The following is a 4,394-nucleotide window of genomic DNA, read 5'->3' on the forward strand; positions in this document are numbered from 1 at the left end:
CAGCCCCAGCGCCGCGTCGGTGGGCGCCAGGATGGTGGCGATCAGTGCTGCCGCCGCCCACCCGACCTCGGGAAACATCAGGTATGCCAGCAGCGCGCCCGCAATGACCGTGAGCGGCAGCCCGACGAACAGCAGCCGGCGGGGCAGACCGGTATCGCCCTCGACGTCCCGCAGCCGGACCGTGGAGGCATCGGCGAACAGCAGCAGGGCCAGGGTCAGCTCGGTGATGGTGAGGACCGTCTCGTCGGTCAGCGAGAGGGGGAGCACATCTAGCCCGCCGGGACCAAGGATCACCCCGGCGGCGACGAACACCATGGGGCCGGTGATCCCCCACCGGTCGAGCTTTGACGCCACCAGGGTGTAGGCGACCACGACGAGCGCGAGAGCGGTGAGACCACCCATCAGCGTCCCCTTGTCATGCCGACCAGTTCTCTGCCACTCGCCGGGACCCTGGCCCCGGCCGCCAGCCTGCCGGGCGGTGCCATCCCGCCCCGTCCTAGCGCGCATGTGGGGTGGGTTCGTCGGTCGACCGCCTCAGGTTGTGACCGGCGACGATGGTGAACATAGCCGGAATGGGGCAAGGGCACCTCACCCGAAACAGGTGAATGATTCGCTGACAGGGACCAGGCAGCCGGCTTGCTGCGCGCGCGGAGCTCTTGGGGCTCACCAGCCTGATGGGCGCGAGATGGTGGTCGACGCTGGCGTCTCCCAGATCCCGGTCGGGGTCGACGGCGAGGCCCTGGTGCTGGAAGTCTGGTTCGTTGCACCGTGCAGCCGGCCGCCTGCGGGTCAAGGTGGCCTCGGTGACCGTCCCGGGTGCCCGATACCAAGCTCCTCATGGACTGGAAGCGGTTGCGGAACGCACAACTGACGGTGATCGCGAGACCAGCCAGCTGCCGCGGATCAGCGGCGGTCCGCTGGGCGAGGACGAGGACCGCCGGGTCGACCTTGGGCTCCTGCCGTCTAGCCGAGTAGGCCGGTCCGGGAGGCTGTCCGACGGCGGAAAGCTCACCCGAAACGGGCGATGCCGCTCACTGGGCCTGGTGCGATGCTGCCCTCGGTCGTCCATTGCGGCCTGCGGCGTTATCGGCCGCAGAACACAGGAGGGATCGGCAGATGACCGAAGACGCACACTCGTCCACGGCCCTCCGGGCGGATCGGGAGACGAGCGGCTGGGCGGTCGCCGCCCACGGCGGCGGCATGCGCGACCTGGTCTGACCACCAAGCACTGACAAGAAGGGAGGCCCCATGGCAATTGGACCAGTGCAGCTAATCGTCCTCGGGTTCAACCACCCGAACTTTCATGGCGAGGTCATCGAGGAGCTGGAGCGGCTGCGCGAGAGCGACACCGTCCGGGTGATCGACGCCTTGGCCGTCCACAAGGACGCCGAGGGCGAGATCGAGGTCCAGCATCTCAGCAACCTCACCAAGGACGAGGCGATCGAGCTCGGCAGCAAGGTCGGGGCCCTGATCGGGCTCGGCATCGAGGGCGAGGAGGGCCTGGAGGCCGGCGCCGAGGCCGGCGCCCTGGCGGCCGCCGACGGCGTGGAGATCTTCAGCGACGAGCAGGCCTGGGACGTCCTGGCCGACATCCCCGACGACTCGGCGGCCGCACTCCTCCTGATCGAGCATCACTGGGCGGTCCCGCTCCGCGACGCGATCGCCCGGGCCGGGGGCTTCCGGCTCAGCGACGGGTTCATCAGCCCACTGGATCTGGTCGCGATCGGGCTGATGGAGGCCGAGGAGGCCAAGGACCTCCACGCCATGGAGACGGCCGCCGTAGCAACCAGGCCATGACGGCTACCATCACTAGGCCGGAGAGATAGAGGAGGCAAGCCATGATGGGATCCCGCAGGGTCGCGCGACGCACGTCTCGGCGCGTCGCTCGCCGCCGCTAGGCAGCAGCCCAGAACAGCCGTCCTCGCCGGCGTGACCCACGGGTTGCCCGGCGAGGCGCGGCATTTGGCTGCGGAGGCTGTCAATAGGCTCACCCACCAGGCGGCCTCGGCTTCGCCTGCTCCGATCGCGGCCCCGTGACTACCAGGTAGCCGTCCGTCTGCAGGCACGGCGGTGAGGCCAAGCGACGGCACATCCAGCTTCCTGTCAGCCTCAAGACGAGTTGATCCAATCGTCTTCAAGCCTCCTCACCGGAGGGCCACCCGGTGATCGCACGCCTCAAGAGGTCCGGCCGACTCTGAAAGACAGAACGATCAACGTCACTGCGAGGATCCCGTGGATCCCAACGACCGGCCAGAGGAGCCAACCATCGGCCGCGCCGGCCACGCCCGCTACGCCTAGGATGACGGTGGTCGACGCGTTGTAGACAGCAAACCCTAGCGCCACCCCACGCTCGGGCGCCTGGCCGGATGGGAACATCGCGGCGACGCCGAGGGCGACCAGCGCACCCCCGAGCACCCGTCCCACAATCCACCCAGCTTGGTCCGAGCGCGATCCGATGAGTGCCTGGATGACGCCAGATGGGACAGTGAGCAGGGCGCAACCGGTCGCGACTTCGATGATCGCGCTGACTCGGAGCGTGGCCGCGAGCAACGAGGGACCCTCCTCATTTGCTCCACGCCTCGCCTCCAGCGGCCTGGGATGGCCCGAGAGGTGTCTGTCGCGCCGGGCACGGCCGTGACCTGCTAACGGTCGTCATGTCTCACCCTAGCAACTAAGCCGCTCCGGACATCACTGCGTCCTCCCCGGTCGTCCACTCAATGGCAACTCGGGAGGCGTGGCCTCGTCGAGGCCAGCGGCGCGGTCACGGATCCGCTCCACGGTGGCCGCAGTTCACTCGTTTCGGGGGATGCCCGCTCGCACACGACGCCCCAGAGTCGCACACGAACCTAGGACGCACGTGGGTCGACGCCACTGGGAGGAGACGGTGACCAGCTGACGGCGCAGTCGGGTGGCGCCCGGCGGCAGGCCAGTTGGCCAAGGCCCGCCAGGTGCCGTCGATCCCGTACCGGCCGCAATACTGCCGCGACTCTTGGCATGGCGAGGGCCTGCCGGGACAAGACTGGAGGATGAGATGGGCTGTCTGTTCGCATTGTTCGCCGGGGTCTTTCCGCGTCTGGCGGTGTTCATCGTGTGGGTCGCCAGGCCCGAGCGGGTCGACGCCGCGTTCAGCACCTTCCTGTGGCCGCTGCTGGGCATCATCTTCCTGCCCTTCGCGACCCTGATCTATCTGCTGCTGTACACCCCGGGTCGTGGGTTGAGCGGCTGGGACTGGTTCTGGGTCGTGCTGGCCGCGCTGCTGGATATCGGGCACTGGGGGGCCAGCGCCACCCAGCGCAACCAGATCCCGGGCAGACGCGCCTCGGAGGCCTAGGTGCCAGCGGGCCGGCTGGGGTAGGCGTCGCCAACCTGGTTGGCGTGCATGTGAAACCGCAGGTCGGCACGGTGTGAGCCCCAGCTTGTTGGACCGAGGAGGCCGGGAATGTCCGACTCAGGATCCACCCAGACCATCGAGCCGCCCACCGCGGAGCGGCGCAGGACCGGGCGATCGATCGGGGTGGTCGTCTGTGTCGTGTTGGCCGTGCTGCTCACGACTCCGGGCTTGGTCGCGTTCTGGGGGCAGCGCACGCTGAATGACGCGCAACGGTATCTCGACACGGTGGGTCCCCTGGTGCATTCGCCCGAGGTGCAGGACGCCATCGCGACGACGGTCACCAACGCCATCGAGCAGCAGGTCGACATCGAGGCGGTCCTCAACGAGGTATTCGCCGGGGTCATCACCGACCGTCCCCGCCTGCAGAAGCTGGTCGGGCCACTCTCGGGCGCGATCAACGGGCTGATCGACCGTGAGGTTCGCGCGTTCGTGGCATCGGATGCCTTCGCCGACATTTGGGTCAGGGTCAACACCAGGGCGCAACAGGCCCTGGTTCGCCTTCTGAAGGGGGAGGAGACCGGCGCGGTTTCGCTCCAGGGCGACCAGGTCGTCCTGGATGTGTCCGACGTCATCGACCAGGTCAAGCAGCGCCTGGTCGCGCGCGGACTCACGATCGTGGAGAACGTCCCGATCCCTGATGTGGACAAGCAGATCGTGCTGCTGGAGGCGCCGCAGCTGGAGCAGGCGCGGACGATCTATGCGTTCGCGAATCCGGTAGCCAGGTGGCTGATCCTGGTCGTGGCGGCGCTCTACCTGGCCGCGTTCCTGCTGGCACGCCGCCGGCCGCGGATGACCGTGATCATCGGGGTGGCGCTGGTGGCGAACGCGCTGCTGCTGGCGTGGTCGCTGTCGATCGGCCGCCAGCTGTTCATCAACGAGCTGGCCGGCACGGTGTTCGGCCCGGCAAGCTCGGTGTTCTACGACACGCTGCTGGCCTATCTCGAGCGCGGCTGGCAGGTGCTTGGGTGGCTCGGGCTGATCCTGGTGGTCGTGGGTTGGTTCA

General features: G+C 68.3%; 5 protein-coding genes. 3 read left to right on the plus strand and 2 right to left on the minus strand.

From position 1 onward, the window contains the following. A partial coding sequence (locus tag VF468_30675) for a cation:proton antiporter (GenBank protein ID HEX5882651.1) occupies positions 1-402 on the minus strand: 402 nt, incomplete at its 3' end. A gap of 846 nt (positions 403-1,248) precedes the next feature. On the opposite strand from VF468_30675, the gene VF468_30680 reads away from it, so the two are divergent. Continuing rightward, entirely contained in the window at positions 1,249-1,797 is a 549-nt protein-coding gene (locus VF468_30680) for a hypothetical protein (GenBank protein ID HEX5882652.1), read from the plus strand. Between the two features lie 378 nt (positions 1,798-2,175). Here the strand turns inward: VF468_30680 and VF468_30685 are convergent, their stop codons facing one another. Further along, positions 2,176-2,550, minus strand: a complete 375-nt coding sequence (locus VF468_30685) for a hypothetical protein (protein ID HEX5882653.1) — start codon at positions 2,548-2,550, stop codon at positions 2,176-2,178. Between the two features lie 481 nt (positions 2,551-3,031). Here VF468_30685 and VF468_30690 point away from each other — a divergent pair, with 481 nt between their 5' ends. Both VF468_30690 and VF468_30695 read left to right on the plus strand, forming a co-directional pair. After that, positions 3,032-3,331, plus strand: a complete 300-nt coding sequence (locus VF468_30690; protein ID HEX5882654.1) for a hypothetical protein — start codon at positions 3,032-3,034, stop codon at positions 3,329-3,331. Positions 3,332-3,439: 108 nt separating this feature from the next. Further along, positions 3,440-4,394: hypothetical protein (locus VF468_30695; protein ID HEX5882655.1), on the plus strand; the 955-nt coding region annotated here is incomplete at its 3' end.

This window comes from Actinomycetota bacterium (assembly GCA_036280995.1).
In the GTDB taxonomy this organism is placed as follows: Bacteria; Actinomycetota; CALGFH01; order CALGFH01; family CALGFH01; genus CALGFH01.